The sequence below is a fragment of the Phenylobacterium terrae genome (genome assembly GCF_042681205.1).
Classification (GTDB): Bacteria; Pseudomonadota; Alphaproteobacteria; order Caulobacterales; family Caulobacteraceae; genus Phenylobacterium; species Phenylobacterium terrae.
In genome coordinates, this window is sequence record NZ_JBHUEY010000001.1 from 2,320,538 (window position 1) to 2,334,504 (window position 13,967).

13 protein-coding genes are annotated in these 13,967 nt (G+C 71.3%); 5 read left to right on the plus strand and 8 right to left on the minus strand.

Going from position 1 to position 13,967, the window contains the following annotated elements; translation table 11 throughout:
* Nucleotides 1–15: 15 nt before the first annotated feature.
* Nucleotides 16–750 carry a response regulator gene (locus ACFSC0_RS11630; RefSeq protein WP_377282765.1) on the plus strand — a complete coding sequence of 245 codons (735 nt, stop codon included), beginning with the start codon at nt 16–18 and terminating at the stop codon, nt 748–750.
* On the opposite strand, the gene ACFSC0_RS11635 is transcribed toward ACFSC0_RS11630, so the two are convergent.
* The 3 genes from ACFSC0_RS11635 to ACFSC0_RS11645 all read right to left on the minus strand — a co-directional run bounded on the left by ACFSC0_RS11635 (nt 747) and on the right by ACFSC0_RS11645 (nt 6,736).
* Complete coding sequence (locus ACFSC0_RS11635) at nt 747–3,887, minus strand: putative Ig domain-containing protein (protein ID WP_377282764.1); 3,141 nt, start codon at nt 3,885–3,887, stop codon at nt 747–749. The two genes, ACFSC0_RS11630 and ACFSC0_RS11635, sit on opposite strands and share 4 nt — an antisense overlap.
* Nucleotides 3,888–4,247: 360 nt before the next feature.
* A complete protein-coding gene (locus tag ACFSC0_RS11640; protein WP_377282763.1) occupies nt 4,248–6,044 on the minus strand; it encodes an arginine--tRNA ligase in 1,797 nt (598 codons plus the stop codon).
* Nucleotides 6,041–6,736 carry a Tat pathway signal sequence domain protein gene (locus tag ACFSC0_RS11645; protein ID WP_377282762.1) on the minus strand — a complete coding sequence of 232 codons (696 nt, stop codon included), beginning with the start codon at nt 6,734–6,736 and terminating at the stop codon, nt 6,041–6,043. Before ACFSC0_RS11645 ends, ACFSC0_RS11640 begins: the two co-directional genes overlap by 4 nt.
* Before the next feature lie 117 nt (nt 6,737–6,853).
* Between ACFSC0_RS11645 and ispH the strand changes: the two genes are divergently transcribed.
* The 3 genes from ispH (at nt 6,854) to rnhA (ending at nt 9,410) form a co-directional block, all read left to right on the plus strand.
* Nucleotides 6,854–7,813: a 4-hydroxy-3-methylbut-2-enyl diphosphate reductase gene (gene ispH / locus ACFSC0_RS11650; RefSeq protein ID WP_377282761.1), complete on the plus strand. Its 960-nt coding sequence runs from the start codon at nt 6,854–6,856 to the stop codon at nt 7,811–7,813.
* A 188-nt stretch (nt 7,814–8,001) separates the two neighbouring features.
* A complete protein-coding gene (gene thrB, locus ACFSC0_RS11655; protein WP_377282760.1) occupies nt 8,002–8,967 on the plus strand; it encodes a homoserine kinase in 966 nt (321 codons plus the stop codon).
* Nucleotides 8,964–9,410 carry a ribonuclease HI gene (gene rnhA / locus ACFSC0_RS11660; protein ID WP_377282759.1) on the plus strand — a complete coding sequence of 149 codons (447 nt, stop codon included), beginning with the start codon at nt 8,964–8,966 and terminating at the stop codon, nt 9,408–9,410. The genes thrB and rnhA overlap by 4 nt, the downstream gene beginning before the upstream one ends.
* A 140-nt stretch (nt 9,411–9,550) precedes the next feature.
* Here the strand turns inward: rnhA and ACFSC0_RS11665 are convergent, their stop codons facing one another.
* Genes ACFSC0_RS11665 through ACFSC0_RS11680 form a run of 4 tightly spaced genes read right to left on the minus strand, consistent with a single transcriptional unit; the run spans nt 9,551 to nt 12,055 of the window.
* Entirely contained in the window at nt 9,551–10,111 is a 561-nt protein-coding gene (locus ACFSC0_RS11665) for a hypothetical protein (RefSeq protein WP_377355146.1), read from the minus strand.
* A 52-nt stretch (nt 10,112–10,163) separates the two neighbouring features.
* Nucleotides 10,164–10,625: an NfeD family protein gene (locus ACFSC0_RS11670; RefSeq protein ID WP_377282757.1), complete on the minus strand. Its 462-nt coding sequence runs from the start codon at nt 10,623–10,625 to the stop codon at nt 10,164–10,166.
* Between the two features lie 7 nt (nt 10,626–10,632).
* On the minus strand, nt 10,633–11,589 hold the full coding sequence (locus tag ACFSC0_RS11675) for an SPFH domain-containing protein (RefSeq protein ID WP_377282756.1): 957 nt from the start codon (nt 11,587–11,589) through the stop codon (nt 10,633–10,635).
* Nucleotides 11,590–11,617: 28 nt separating this feature from the next.
* Entirely contained in the window at nt 11,618–12,055 is a 438-nt protein-coding gene (locus ACFSC0_RS11680; RefSeq protein ID WP_377282755.1) for a TIGR02301 family protein, read from the minus strand.
* A 55-nt stretch (nt 12,056–12,110) separates the two neighbouring features.
* On the opposite strand from ACFSC0_RS11680, the gene ACFSC0_RS11685 reads away from it, so the two are divergent.
* Entirely contained in the window at nt 12,111–12,665 is a 555-nt protein-coding gene (locus ACFSC0_RS11685; protein ID WP_377282754.1) for a YbjN domain-containing protein, read from the plus strand.
* Between the two features lie 132 nt (nt 12,666–12,797).
* Here ACFSC0_RS11685 and ACFSC0_RS11690 read toward each other — a convergent pair whose 3' ends face one another.
* Nucleotides 12,798–13,781: an NAD(P)H-dependent flavin oxidoreductase gene (locus tag ACFSC0_RS11690; RefSeq protein WP_377282753.1), complete on the minus strand. Its 984-nt coding sequence runs from the start codon at nt 13,779–13,781 to the stop codon at nt 12,798–12,800.
* Between the last annotated feature and the right edge of the window lie 186 nt (nt 13,782–13,967).

The window sequence follows — 13,967 nt, forward strand, 5'->3', positions numbered from 1 at the left end:
GGAGTGCCTGTTCCGATGCCCCGCCCGACCGCCCTCGCCGCAGCCGCAAGTCTCTCCACCGGCCCGCGCCAAGCCGCCGAGGGCTGGCCGCCGTCGGCGCCGCGGGCGGTGAACTTCGGCCTGGGTCTGGCGGGCCTCGCCGCAATCGTCTTCCTGGCCGAGCGCGCCTCGCCCGAAGCGACGATGCAGGGGCTGTTGGTCGTGGCGCTGGTCGTCGGCGCGGCCGGACTGGCCGCCAATCTGATCCGCATCTCCCCGCCCGCCCCGGCCGCCGGCGCGAAGGCTCGGGAGTCCGAAGGGGCGGGGGCGGAGCTGTCGCGCGCGGACCCGGCGCAGTCTCGCGAGCCGATCGCCGACCTCAGGGTGCTGGTGGCCGAGGACAATCCCCTCAACCAGCTGGTCGTCCACGCGCTGCTCAACGGCCTCGTCGGGTCGCTGACCATCGTCAACGACGGGATGGAGGCGCTCGAGGCGCTGCGGCGGCAGGACTTCGACCTGGTGCTGATGGACGTGAACATGCCCCACCTGGACGGCTCCGCGGCGGTGGCCGCGGTCCGCGCCGGCGAGGCCGGCCGGCGGGACACGTCCATTGTCGCGCTGACCGCCGAGGCGATGGCCGGCGACGCCGAACGGCTGCGCGCGGCCGGCTTCGACGCCTATCTGGCCAAGCCGTTCCGCCCCGCCGAGCTGCTGGCGATCGTCGCCCGCTGCACGCGCCCGGCGCCGGCCGCCCGGCGCGCCGCCGCCTAGCCCAGCACGAGGTAGCCGGGGCTCCATGCCGTGAAGTCGGAGAGCACGATGACGTGCCCGTCCGAGAGGGTGAGCACGGTGTCGCGGGCGCCGTCTCCGGTCACGTCGGCGGCGTTGTTCGCCGAGCTCAGGGTCAGGCCGTCCTCCAGCCGGATCCGGTCCACGGTGGCGAAATCGGTGACGATGTCGCGGTCGCCGCCCTGGCCGGCGGTGAAGACGAAGACGTCGTAGCCCGAGCCGCTGCTCATCACGTCGTCGCCGGCGCCGCCGTCGATCAGGTCGTTGCCGGCGTCGCCCCAGAGCGTGTCGCGGCCGGCGCCGCCGTACAGGCTGTCGTTGCCGCTGTCGCCCAGCAGGCGGTCGTGGCCCGTACCGCCGTCCACGATGTCGTTGCCCGACCCGCCGTTGAGGCTGTCCGAGCCGCCCAGGCCGTAGATGGAGTCATGGCCCGCGAGGCCGAAGATGGTGTCATCGCCATCGCCGCCCTGGTGGGTCTGGGCCGCACCCCCGCCGTTGATCTTCACCCCGTCGGCGACACCGGTGATCGTCACGGTGACCGTCGCCGTGGAGGTCAGGCCGCCGCTGTCCACCATGGTGTAAGTGAAGGTGTCGGTGGCGGTGTTCGGCCCGCCGAAGGCGCCCAAGAGGTCGAAGTCGTCGTGGTCGGCCGCGTAGGTCAGGGTCTGGGTCCCGGCGTCGAAGACGACCGTGCCCTTGGTGGCGGAGGTCCCGACGGCCGTGATCGTCTTGCTGTCGCCGGCGTCCGGATCGGTGTCGTTGGCCAGCAGCGTGGCCACGAGGTTCCCCGTCGTGGCGTCCTCGTTCACGAAGATCGCGTCGCCGACGGCGGTCGGCGCATCGTTCACCGGCGTGATGGCGAGCTCGAAGGTGTCGGAGGCGGTCAGCGCGCCGTCGCTGGCGGTGACCTTCAGCGCGATCACGCCGACGAAGTCGGCCGGCGGCGTTCCGTTGAAGCTGCGGGTAGATGCATCAAAGCTCAGCCAGGCCGGCAGGGCGCTCCCGTCTGCCCGAGTCGCCGAATAGATCAGCGTGTCGCCGTCCACGTCGCTGAAGGCGGCGACCTGGAAGCTGACAAGGGCGCCTTCGGTGAAGCTCTGGTCGGCCAGCGCGGGCGCGACCGGGGCGTCGTTCACCGGCGTGATGGTGAGGTCGAAGGTGTCAGAGGCGCTGAGCGCGCCGTCGCTGGCGGTGACCTTCAGGGCCAGGACGCCGTTGAAGTTGGCGGGCGGCGTTCCGGTGAAGGTCCGCGTGGCCGCATCGAAGCTGAGCCAGGCCGGCAGGGCGCCGTCGTCGGCCATCGAGGCGGTGTAGGTCAGCGTGTCGCCGTCCACGTCCTCGAACGCGGCGACCTGGAAGCTGACCGGCGCATCCTCCGCGAACGACTGGTCGGCCAGCGTCGGCGCCGTCGGCCCGTCGTTCGCGCCGACGACGGTGACCGTCACCTTGCCATCATCTGTGGCGTGGGAAGGGTCCCTGTTACGATAGAAGAAGTCGAAGCTGACCGTCTCGCCGCCCTTCAGGTACTGGTAGCGCGAGCCGAGAAGGAAGCTGATCTGGCCCGTCTCGAAGCTTACGAACTGCAGGTCCATATCCGAAGGGAAGTGGGTCATGCTGCTGAGCGCGAGCGGGTCGCCGTCCGGGTCGGTGTCGTTCGCCAGCACGAACACCGTCGCCAGCCCGGCGTCCTCCGATAGCGTCACCGTGTCGTCCACCGCCACTGGCGCGTCGTTCACCGGCGTGATGGTCAGGTTGAAGGTGTCGGAGGCGGTGAGCGCGCCGTCGCTGGCGGTGACCTTCAGCGCCAGCACGCCGTTGAAGTTGGCCGGCGGCGTTCCGGTGAAGGTCCGCGTGGCGGCGTCGAAGCTCAGCCAGCCCGGCAGGGCGCCGTCGTCGGCCATCGAGGCGGTGTAGGTCAGCGTGTCGCCGTCGACGTCGCTGAAGGCGGCGACCTGGAAGTTGACCGCGGTGTCCTCCGCGACGTTCTGATCAGCCAGCGCGGCGGCCACCGGCGCATCGTTCACCGGCGAGATGGTCAGGTTGAAGGTGTCGGAGGCGGAGAGCGCGCCGTCGCTGGCGGTGACCTTCAGCGCCAGCACGCCGTTGAAGTCGGCCGGCGGCGTTCCAGTGAAGGTCCGCGTGGCGGCGTCGAAGCTCAGCCAGCCCGGCAGGGCGCCGTCGTCGGCCATCGAGGCGGTGTAGGTCAGCGTGTCGCCATCGACGTCGCTGAAGGCGGCGACCTGGAAGTTGACCGCGGTGTCCTCCGCGACGTTCTGATCAGCCAGCGCGGCCGCCACCGGCGCATCGTTCACCGGCGAGATGGTCAGGTTGAAGGTGTCGGAGGCGGTGAGCGCGCCGTCGCTGGCGGTGACCTTCAGCGCCAGCACGCCGTTGAAGTTGGCCGGCGGCGTTCCGGTGAAAGTCCGCGTGGCGGCGTCGAAGCTCAGCCAGCCCGGCAGGGCGCCGTCGTCGGCCATCGAGGCGGTGTAGGTCAGCGTGTCGCCATCGACGTCGCTGAAGGCGGCGACCTGGAAGTTGACCGCGGTGTCCTCCGCGACGTTCTGATCAGCCAGGGCCGGCGCGGTGGGCGCCGAATTTGCCGCGCCCTCGAACGTGAGCGTCATCGCGATGTCGATGTTGCTCGAGCTGAACTGCAACGAGTTCAGGTCCGCCCCATTGGTCGCGCTCATGTCGCCGCCGGCGTAGACCCCGCCGCTGTTGGCGGCGAACGTGAGCTGGCCATCCCCCGAGTTCACCGGCATGTACTGCCAGACGATGGCGTAGCGCTGCCCGGCGACCACGGCGGTGTCCGCAAGGTCGACGGTGAGGTCGCGGAGCTCCGCCGCGTTGTAGACCAGGGTCTCGCCCGCCGCGGGATTGACGGTCAAGGTGGACGAGGTGAACAGCACCTGGTTGACCTTGTCGTTCGGGAGCAGGCTGACGACGAGGACGCGCAGGGCGACCGGGCCCGCCTCGCCGGTGAGGTCCACCCGGAAGGTCAGCTCGCCCAGGATCGGGTCGAGCGCGATGAACTCCTGCCCGAAGAAGCGGCTTCCGTGATCGCCGAAGCCGCCAGCGTATGGCTGCGCGCCGCCCGCGCCGATGACCAGTTCGCTCATAATCCAACCCCCATGGGCCGCCTCCCCAGGCGGCCGCACCTGATCCCGACCGCCCAGCCCGAGCGGTGACGTTAATATTCAGATAACAACGTGCGGTTGGGGCGCGGGCTTGGCAACGCGTCTCGCCTCGCAGGCGAGGACCCCGTCACCCATTTCGAGGGAGCGGCCCCGGAGCCGGGGCCCGCCTAGGCCAGGATCAGGCCGCCGCCATTCCATCCGGTGTAGCCGGAGAGAACGATGACATGGCCGTTGGAGAGGGTGAGCACGGTGTCGCGCACGCCGTCCCCGGTGGCGTCGGCGGAGTTGACGGCCGAGGCCAGGTTCAGGCCGTCCTCGAGGCGGATCGCAGATCGGTGACGCCTACATCTTCTCCGGCGCTTCGAAGCCCAGGAGGCTCAGGGCCAGCTCCAGCTGCCGCAGCATGGTCACCGCCAGCGTCAGGCGCGAGCCGCGCACCGCCGGCTCGGCGGTGAGGATGGGGCAGGCGGCGTAGAACTTGGAGAAGGCCTGGGCGAGCCTGTAGGCGTGCTCGGCGATGAAGTGCGGGGCCTTCTTGTCGTAGGCCTCGGCCAGGGCGGCGTCGAAGGCGTCGAGCAGCAGGGCAAGCTCGCGCTCGGCCGGCTCGGCGACGGCGACGGGGCCGGGCTCGGCGCTCTGCTCGGCCGCCTTGGCCAGCAGGGATTTCACCCGCACCGCCTGGTAGAGCAGGTAGGGCCCGGTCTTGCCCTCGAAGCTGGAGAAGCGGTCGAGGTCGAAGACGTAGGAGGTGCCGCGGAAGTTCTGCAGGTCGGCGAACTTCAGGGCCGCGACCGCCACCTTGTGGGCGGTGTCCTCGAAGAGCTCGGGGCTCAGCTCCTCGCCCAGGCCCGCCTCGTGCAGCCGCTCGCGGGCCTTGGCCCGGGTCATCTCGATCAGGTCGTGCAGCTTCAGGACGCCGCCCTCGCGGGTCTTGAAGGGTTTGCCGTCGGTCCCGTTCATGGTCCCGAAGCCGATGTGCTCGAGGCTGCCCTCGGCGGCGTAGCCGGCCAAGTAGGCGGCCCGGAACACGATCTCGAAGTGGTCCGCCTGCCGCTGGTCGACGACGTAGAGCATCAGGTGCGGATCGAAGCTCCTGCGCCGGTCGAGGATGGTGGCGAGGTCCGTGGTGCCGTACATGGCCGAGCCTTCGGAGGAGACCACCAGCAGCGGCGGCAGCTCGCGCTTGTCGCCCTGGCGGGAGACCCGGACGATGCGGGCGCCCTGGTCCTCGACCAGCAGGCCCTTGGCGTCCAGCTCGGCGACCATCGGCTCGATCAGCTCGTCGACGTCGCTCTCGCCCTTCCAGAGGTCGAAGTCGACGCCGAGCGCGTGGAAGTCGCGCGCCAGCGCCACCTGGGTGACCTTGGCGAAGTGCCGCCACAGCAGATGGTAGCCGGGCTTCTTGGCCTGCAGTTCGGCGGTGATCCGCCGGGCCCGGCCGCGGTAGTCGGCGTCGGTCTTGTTGCGGGCCGCGGCGGCCGGATAGAGGCGGTCGAGGTCCTCCAGGCTGACGACGGAGAACAGCGCGAAGGCCTCGGCCTCCTCCTCGGGCGAGGGTTGGGAGCCGCGGGCGTTCAACGCCTCGACCCGGTCGCGGATCTCCGGGCGCTCGTCCATCACCGCGCCGATCACCAGGCCCATCTGCAGGCCCCAGTCGCCGAAGTGGGCGTCGCCGATCACCTCGTCGCCGCGGAAGCGGTAGAGCCGCTTGACGGACTCGCCGATGATCGAGGCGCGCAGGTGCCCCACATGCATCGGCTTGGCGACGTTCGGGCCGCCGTAGTCGACCAGCACGCGCCGCGGATCGGCGACGTTGGAGGCGCCGGCCCGCGGATCCTCGGCGATCTCCGCGGCCCGCTGCGAGAGGGCCGCCTCCGAGACCTTCAGGTTGATGAAGCCCGGGCCGGCGACCTCGACGGAGGCCAGGCGCGGGTCGGCCTCCAGCGCGCGCGCGACCTCGGTCGCGACCTCGCGCGGGTTGCGCCTGGCCTGCTTGGCGGCGGCGAGCGCGCCGTTGCACTGGAAGTCGGCGAGGTCGGGACGATCGGAAACGGTCACCCGCCCGAGTTCGGCGGGAAGGCCAAGGCTCGCGAAGGCGGCGCCGACCGCTTCGCTCAGGCCCCTCTTCAGGTCGCTCATTGGCCCGAGGTGGAACCCCCGGCCGCCACGTCGCTCCCGGCGTTGACGCGGAACCGCTTACCGGCGCGGTTGAACTCGGCCATCTGCGGAGTGACGTCGAAGCCGACCAGCACCTCGAAGTTGGCGCCGCTGGTGGTCATCTGGGCGCGCGGGATGGTGATCCGGTCGATGGTCTCGGTGGCGTAGATGCGGTTCTGGCCGGCCGGGAAGTTCACCGGCAGGTCGAAGTACTGCTTGTCGATGACCATGTCGTTGCGCTTGGTCACGGCGATCCAGTAGCGATAGGTCTTGGACGAGCCCTGGGCCGTGGGGCCTTTGCCCAGGTCGAACAGGATCTCCATCGAGACGCGGATCGGCTCGTCGTCCTTGTAGGCGCACTCGGCCGAGACCCCCTGGATCTCGCCCGAGTAGCCGACCGCGGCGGAGGCCTCGCGGCCGCCCTCGAACTCGATGTAGCGGGCGGCGTCGTAGAGCACCTTCACATACGGGCACGGACCGGCGTTGCGCAGCTGGGGCAGGGGGGCGCGGGAATCGCCCCACTCCTCGGCCGAGCGGCGCTTCTTGGCCGCTTCCTCGCGCTGCTGCTCCTGCTGCTGGTCCTGGCGGCGCGAGGACTGGGCTTCGGCGGCGTCGAAGGAGACGGTGGTCAGCGCCGCGGCGAAGGCGGCGGCGAGGAGGAGAGGGCGGCTCATGTCGCGTCCTGAAGGGGGTTGCGCCGCTACAGGGCGCAGTCGCCTCCTAGTAAAGGCTATCGAATGCGGCCGCAACGCGGCTGGCGGTCCCGCCCCTGCGGCCCTACGTTGCGGGCCATGAACGCTCCCGTCGTCCCGCGCCGTCCTCTGAAGGTGCTGCTCGCCGCCCCGCGCGGATTCTGCGCCGGCGTGGACCGCGCCATCCAGATCGTCGAGCGCGCCATCGAGAAGTACGGCGCGCCGGTCTACGTGCGCCACGAGATCGTCCACAACCGCTATGTCGTCGAGCGGCTGCGGGCCATGGGCGCGGTGTTCGTCGAGGAGCTGGACGAGTGCCCGGCCGACCGGCCGGTGGTGTTCTCCGCCCACGGGGTGCCCAAGTCGGTGCCCGCGGAGGCGCAGGCGCGCCAGATGCTCTACCTCGACGCCACCTGCCCGCTGGTCTCGAAAGTCCATGTGGAGGCCCAGCGCCACTACGACGCCGGCCGCGAGATCGTGCTGATCGGCCATGCGGGCCATCCGGAGGTGGTCGGCACCATGGGCCAGCTGCCGGACGGGGCCGTCACCCTGATCGAGACCGTGGAGGATGCGCTGGCCTTCACGCCGCGCGATCCGGGCAATGTCGCCTTCGCCACCCAGACGACGCTGTCGGTCGAGGACACCAGCGAGATCGTCGAGGCGCTGCGGGCCCGCTTCCCGGCCATCGCCGCGCCGCACAAGGAAGACATCTGCTACGCCACCACCAACCGGCAGGAGGCGGTCAAGACGATCGCCGCGGCCTCCGACGTGCTGCTGGTGCTGGGGTCGGCCAACTCCTCCAACTCCCTTCGCCTGGTGGAGGTCGGCCGCCGCTCGGGCGCCGGCCAGGCCCACCTGATCGACGACGCCTCTGGCCTCGACCTCGCCTGGTTCGAGACCGCCCGCACGGTCGGCGTCACCGCCGGCGCTTCGGCCCCGGAGGTGCTGGTCCAGGGGGTGATCGACCGCCTCGCCGAGACCTTCGACGTCGAGGTCGAGGAGATCTCGGCCCGCGAAGAGACCGTCAGCTTCAAGTTGCCGCGGGTGCTGGTGGCGTAGCGCCCCCTCCGTCTCGTCGCTGCGCGCCGATCCACCTCCCCCGTCCTCTGCGGGCCGGGGGAGGAGCTGATGCGCCAAGCTCCTCACCCGCGAAGCGGGGGAGGGGGACCACGCGAAGCGTGGTGGAGGGGGCGCGTCCCCGAACCTCGCTTGACGCCGGGCCCGGGCGCCCGCAATCGGGAGCCCGCATGGCCGTCTACACCGACATCACCGACGAGGAGCTCGCCGAACTCCTGGCCGAGTTCGACCTCGGCGCGCCGCTCTCGTTCAAGGGCATCGCCGAGGGGGTGGAGAACTCCAACTTCCTCCTGGAGACGGACAAGGGGCGCTACTTCCTGACCGTCTACGAGCGTCGGGTGAGGGAGGACGACCTGCCCTTCTACCTGGGCCTGATGCGGCACCTGGCCGAGCACGGCTTTCCTTGCGCGACGCCGATCGCCAACCGCGCCGGCGAGCTGATCCAGCGGGTGCGGGGCAAGCCGGCGGCGGTCGTCTCCTTCCTGCCGGGCCTGTCGGTGCGCCGGCCCAGCGCCGCCCACTGCCGCGAGGCGGGCCGGGGCCTGGCCTGGCTGCACGAGGCCGGGGCGGGCTTTGCGATGTCGAAGGAGAACGACCTGGGCCAGGAGAGCTGGGCGCCCCTGTTCGCCGGCCTGCGCCCGGACGCCGAGCGGCTGAAGCCCGGCATGGCCGACCAGATCGAATCCGATCTTGCCCGTATCGCCCGGGACTGGCCGCGGGGCCTGCCGGGCGGCGTCATCCACGCCGACTACTTCCCGGACAACGTCTTCTTCCAGGGCCAGGCCTTCGCCGGGGCCATCGACTTCTACTTCGCCTGCACCGACGCCTACGCCTACGACATCGCCATCGCGCTGAACGCCTGGTGCTTCGAGCCGGACGGCAGCTTCAACATCACCAGCGCCCGCGCCCTGGTGGCCGGCTACGAGGCGCGGCGGCCGCTGAGCAGCGCCGAGCGGCGGGCGTTGCCGATCCTCGCCCACGGGGCGGCGATGCGCTTCTTCCTCACCCGGCTGCACGACTGGCACGCCACGCCCGCCGGCGCCCTGGTGCGGCCGAAGGATCCGATGGAATACGAGCGCAAGCTGGCGGTCCACCGCTCCGCCCCCGACCTCGTGCTGTTCGGGGAGGGCGCATGACGCCGAAGGTGGTGATCTACACGGACGGCGCCTGCAGCGGGAACCCGGGGCCCGGCGGCTGGGGCGCGGTGATGATGTGGGGCGACACGGTCAAGGAGATCTACGGCGGCGAGCCGGTGACCACCAACAACCGAATGGAGCTGATGGCCGCCATCCAGGCGCTGGAGACGCTGAAGCGCCCCTGCAAGGTCGAGCTCCACACCGACAGCCAGTATGTGAAGAACGGCATCACCCAGTGGATGCCGGCCTGGAAGGCGCGCGGCTGGAAGACCGCCGCCAAGGACCCGGTGAAGAACGAGGACCTATGGAAGCGGCTCGACGCGGCCCGCCTGCGCCACGAGGTCGACTGGCGCTGGATCAAGGGCCACGCCGGCCACGAACACAACGAACGCGCCGACGCCCTGGCCCGGCGGGGGATCACGGAGCTGCGGAACGCGGGGTAGCTCCCTCCGCTCATCCCCTCCCGTCATCGCCGGGCTTGTCCCGGCGACCCGGCCCGTTGCGGCTGGGGCGGCCCAGCAGAATGGGTGGCCGGCATTAAGGCGGCCATGACGCCTGGGGCTAAGGTTGTGGCCCCGGGGGCCTAGCCCGCCGCGTCCTGCGCCGCGCACTCGCGGTCCACCAGCGCCGTGTACAGCGGCTGGCCCAGGGCCGCGGCGGCCGGCCTGGCCTCCGCGCAGCGACCGCTCTCGATGAGTTCGGCGATCTGCTTGACCCTGGCTGCGAAGCGGGCGGACTGCTGCCTGGATGCGGTGCGGCAGGCTTCGCTCACCTCCTGAGGGCAGAAGGCGACGGGGATGAGCGCATACTCGCCAGGTTCGGGCAGGGCGTATCCGTAGTCCGGCGAGCCCTCGCGCAGCACGAGCTGCGGACTCATCTCCAGCGCGGCCTGCGCGAAGCCCCAGTGCGGCGGCGCTTCGGCGATTGGAGCGCAATCGGTGACACGCATCGTGGCGGTGGCCCGGCAGCGCAGGAGCGCCCATCCCGAGACGCCGTTCATGGCCGCTGCGGGCGGCGTCGGATCGTCCATCCAGGTCTCTCGCGGCCCGGCCCAGTTGGGCCCTTCGATCCTCCCGGGTTCCAGCGGGGCGCAGCCGGCCAGGGCGAGTGAAAGGACAAAGGCGGCGGAACGAAGAGCGCTCATGCCCCGAGTTTCCCGCGAATGGCCCGTGGATGCGAGTGACGCGGCGCCGCGCCTACCCCGCCGGCCGCACCTGCAGCGCGCCGTTGCGGACGCCGATGACCCGCACGCGTTCGCCGGCGGCGAGGATGTGGCCCTCGTCGAGCTCGGCGGCCCATTCCTTGCCGTCGATCAGCACGCGGCCGGAGCCCTCGGAGAAGGCGGCCACGGCGCGGGCCTCCTGGCCGATCAGCCGGGAGACGTTGTCGTTGATGTCGCCGCCGGCGCCGAGCACCGACTTGGGCAGGTAGCGCCGGGCCAGCAGCGTCGAGGCCAGGGTCAGCACCGCGAAGGCGGCGATGGTGGTCGCCGGGTCGGGGCCGATGATCAGCGTCAGGAAGGCCACCGCCAGGGCCGAGCCTGCGGGCCACAGCAGCCAGCCGGTGCTGGTCGCCACCTCCGCCGCCAGGATGGCCGCGGCCAGCCCCAGCCAGAACCAGAAGGCGTGCGAGAGGTAGAGGTCGACGAGGTCCGGCATCGGCGGCCTAGCTGGTCGGGACGGCGCCGCGCCCGCGGGCCGGCGGGGCGGGCGGCGCACCGCCGCCGACAGTCTTCACCAGTTCGGCGATGCCGGCGATGGAGCCGGTCAGGGCGGAGAATTCGGCCGGGACGATCACGGTCTTCTGCTGCGGGCTCTCGGCCAGCTTGGCGAAGGCCTCCACGTAGCGCTGGGCGACGAAGTAGTTGATCGCGTTGACGTCGCCGCGGGCGATGGCCTCGGACACGAACGCCGTGGCCTTGGCCTCGGCCTCGGCCTCGCGCTCGCGCGCCTCGGCGTCGCGGAAGGCCGCCTCGCGCCGGCCCTCGGCCTCCAGGATGGCCGCCTGCTTGGCGCCCTCGGCCCGGGCGATGGCGGCGGACTTCTCGCCGTCGGCCTCGGTGATCACCGCCCGCCGCTCGCGCTCGGCCTTCATCTGCCGGGCCATGGCGTCGGTGATGTCCGGCGGCGGCTGCAGGTCCTTGATCTCGATCCGCGCCACCTTCACGCCCCAGGGCCCGGTGGCGTGGTCGATGACGTTGAGCAGGCGGGTGTTGATCTGGTCGCGGTTGGACAGCACCTCGTCCAGCTCCATCGAGCCGACCACCGTGCGCAGGTTGGTCATCGCCAGCTGGCTGATGGCGTAGTGCAGGTTGTCGACGCGGTAGGCCGCGGCCGCCGCGTCCATCACCTGGATGAAGACGATGCCGTCCACGTGCACCAGGGCGTTGTCCTTGGTGATCACCTCCTGGCGCGGCACGTCCAGCACCTGCTCCATCATGTTCACCTTGCGCCCGATGCCCTCGACGAAGGGCGTCAGGATGCTGATGCCGGGCTTGAGGGTGCGGGTGTAGCGGCCGAACCGCTCGACGGTGTACTCGCGCCCCTGCGGCACGATCTTGATGGCGCCGAACAGCACGACCAGCGCCAGCACCAGGACGACGACCGCAGTCGCAAGTTCCATCGAAAGCCCCCCTAGGTTGCGGCCGAGCTTAGCGCGGCTCGGGCGGGGCGCCTATGTCGTCCGGAAGGTCGATGCGCGGCGCAGCCGCCGGGGCCGGGCCGGCCAGCATCGCCGAAAGCTGCTGGCCGCGGACGGCGGCGTCCACCTCGGCCCGGCGGCTCTCCGGTCCGCAGTCGGGCCAGGCCTGCCGCGCCTCCGCGTAGCCGGCGTTGAAGGCGGCGGTGAGCGCCGCGCCGGCCGCCCCGTCGGCCTCCTCCAGCGACAGCAGCCGCATCATGCGCGATCGCCAGTACTGGTCCTTCTTGCCCTCGCAGGCCTCGCGCAGGGCCTGGCTCTCGCCCAGCACGCGGGACAGGGCGACCAGGTCGCCACGCCGGCCGCTGTCCTGAGCCTGGGCCTGGGCCTGGGCCTGGCCCGCCAGCGCAAGCGCGATCGCCGCCGCCAGGGTTCGCCGGAATGTGACCACGCCTACCTCCGAGTTGGGCCGAGATTTCGCCGCGGCCCTCTGCTAGGGGAGCCGCATGGTGACGAAAAGACTCCTGACCGCAATCGCCGTCCTGGCGCTGGCGGCCGCGCCAATCGCCGCGCCCGCCCAGACCAAGCCCGCCCCGAAGGCTGCGCCGAAGGCGGCGCCCAAGGCCGCGCCGGCCCGGTTCGACGCCCGCGACCCGGCCGGCCTGATCAATGTCCTCGCCGCCATGGACGCCAAGGCCGAGGTGACCCGCAGCGCCGAGGACGAGGTCCATCTCAGCGTCTCGACCTCGGGCGTCGCCTTCGGCGCCCAGTTCGCCGGCTGCGAGGCCAGCGGCAAGGCCTGCAAGGCGCTGGCCTTCACGGCCGCCTCGGAGAAGCGCGGCGCGACGTTGGCGCAGGTGAACAACTTCAACCAGACCTCGCTGCTCTGCCGCGCCTATCAGGACAAGTCCGGCAAGATGAACGTGGTCTACGCGACCCTGCTGGGCGCCACCGACACGCGCGAGGACATGCGCATGCACATCGGCGCCTGGCAGACCTGCCTGGGCACCTTCGGCCAGTTCCTGCAGGACCCGACGGGGTACCTGGCGGCGGCGCCGTAGGGCGCAGCACAAACTCCTGTCATCCCGGACGGCCCGCAGGGCCGATCCGGGACCCAGGCGCCACGGCTGGACTCCTGGGTCCCGGCTCTTCAGCCCGCAGGAGCGGGCTTGCGGCCGGGATGACGAATGGGGTTACGCGCCCACCGCCTCCCGCGTGCGGAGCCTGCCTATCCGGTCCATCGCCGCTTCGGCCTCGGACATGATGCGGCGGACGATCTCGCCGGCGGGCAGGATGTCGTGAACGCCGCCGGCCGACTGGCCCATGGCGAAGCAGGAGCGGTCCGGGTCGAGGCCCTCGATCTGCCCGCCGATGCCGCCCATCACCCCGGCCTGGCCGGAGAGCTGGGCCTGCTGCGGGAAGGGCTGGATGTCCTGCGGGCGGGCCTCCCACTCTTCGACCCAGCTGTTCTTCTTCACCCGCATCGGCTTGCCCGAATAGGAGCGGGTGCGGACTGTGTCCTCGTCCGCCGCCTCCAGCACCGCCTGCTGGTAGAGGGCGCCGGCGTGAGCCTCCTTCGAGGCGATGAAGCGGGTGCCCATCCAGACGCCCTGGGCGCCGAGGGCCAGCGCCGCCGCCAGGCCGCGGCCGTCGAAGATGCCGCCCGCCCCGACCACCGGGATCTTCACCGCGTCCACCGCCTGGGCGATCAGCGGCATTGTGCCCACCAGCCCGGTGTGGCCGCCGCCTTCGCCGCCCTGGCAGATGACCGCGTCGCAGCCGGCCTGCTCGGCCTTCACCGCGTGCTTCACGGCCCCGCAGACGACCATCACCTTCAGGCCCGCCTTCTTCAGCCGCTCCATGATCGGCATGGGGATGCCCAGGCCCGCCACGAAGCTGGAGGCGCCTTCCTCGATGATCACTTCCACCGAGGCGGTCAGCGACTGGGGCGAGGCGGCCAGCAGGTCGACGCCGAACGGCTTGTCGGTGAGCGACTTCACCTTGCGCATCTCGTCGCGGATGAAGTCGGGGGAGCGTCCGGCCATGCCCAGCACGCCGTAGCCGCCGGCGTTCGACACCGCCGCCACCAGCTCGCCGTAGGACACCCCGCCCATCCCGGCCAGCATGATGGGCTTCTCGACGCCCAGGAGATCGCAAAGCGGCGTGTGCAGGCCCATGGAAGTTCCTCCTCGTACTCTTGTTGGGAGGAGCATGGCCGCCTGAACGCCGTCGCACAACGGCGCCGCGAGGGAAGCTCAAGACCTCTCCCCCCGCCATGCGGGGGGAGAGGGTTGGGTGAGGGGGGGCGTCTGGGCCGGCGCGAACGTGCGGGCATGGGAGCTGCGGCGCCGCCGCACTCGCCG